The organism is Pseudomonas chaetocerotis (genome assembly GCF_015712105.2).
Lineage (GTDB): Bacteria > Pseudomonadota > Gammaproteobacteria > Pseudomonadales > Pseudomonadaceae > Aquipseudomonas > Aquipseudomonas chaetocerotis.
This window is the reverse complement of the sequence record NZ_JACFYX020000036.1, coordinates 1-1160: the sequence shown is the minus strand read 5'-3', so window position 1 is coordinate 1160 and position 1160 is coordinate 1. Positions and strand designations below refer to the sequence as shown.

Here is a 1160-nt window from a genome sequence, read left to right as displayed (position 1 = left end):
GTCAGATCCAGGCACTTGCGTGCTTTCTCCACCAGTTCATCCACTTCCGCCAGGCTGATCACCAGTGGCGGTGCGATGATCATGGTGTCGCCAACGGCGCGCATGATCAGACCATTATTAAAGCAGTGGCCGCGGCAGACCATGCCTACCGCCTTGTCACCCGGATAACGTTTGCGCGTCGCCTTGTCCTGTACCAACTCGATGGCACCCAACATCCCGACACCGCGCACTTCGCCCACCAGTGGGTGATCCGCCAGCTCACGTAGACGACGCTGCAAATACGGTGCCGTTTCTGCCTTCACCCGTTCGACGATGCCTTCGTCCTTGAGAATGCGCAGGTTCTCCAACCCCACCGCTGCCGCCACCGGGTGGCCGGAATAGGTGAAACCGTGGTTGAAGTCGCCATGCGCTTCGATCACCTCGAACACCTTGTCGCTGACGATCAGACCGCCCATCGGCACGTAGCCGCTGGTAAGGCCCTTGGCGATGGTCATCAGGTCAGGCTTGAGGTCGTAGTACTGGCTGCCGAACCATTCGCCGGTACGGCCGAAACCGCAGATCACCTCATCGGCAACGAAGAGGATGTCGTACCTGGCGAGGATTTCCTTGATGCGCGGCCAGTAGGTCTCCGGCGGGATGATCACCCCGCCCGCGCCCTGGATCGGCTCGGCGATGAAGGCCGCCACATTGTCCACACCCCGTTCGAGAATCTTCTTCTCCAGCTGGTCGGCGGCCCAGATGCCAAATGCTTCCGGCGATTGCTCGCCACCCTCGCCAAACCAGTACGGCTGCGGGATATGCGCGATGCCCGGGATCGGCAGGTCGCCCTGCTCGTGCATGAACTTCATACCGCCCAGGCTGGCACCGGCCACGGTGGAGCCGTGGTAGCCGTTGTCGCGACCGATGATGATCTTCTTGTTCGGCTGGCCCTTGCACGCCCAGTAGTGGCGCACCAGGCGCAGCATGGTGTCGTTGCCCTCCGAGCCCGAACCGGTGAAGAACACGTGATTCATGCCGGCCGGCGCCAGCTGGGAGATGGCATGGGCCAGCTCCAGCACCGGCGGATGGGCGGTCTGGAAGAAGGTGTTGTAGAACGGCAATTGACGCATCTGCGCGCTGGCGGCTTCAACCAGTTCCTCGCGGCCATAGCCGACGGCCAC

The 1160-nt window shown here is 62.4% G+C and carries 1 protein-coding gene; it reads right to left on the bottom strand.

All coding sequences use genetic code 11. The annotated features are described in order from the left end of the window. Window positions 1–1160: aspartate aminotransferase family protein (locus H3221_RS25525; protein ID WP_196477234.1), on the bottom strand; the 1160-nt coding region annotated here is incomplete at both ends.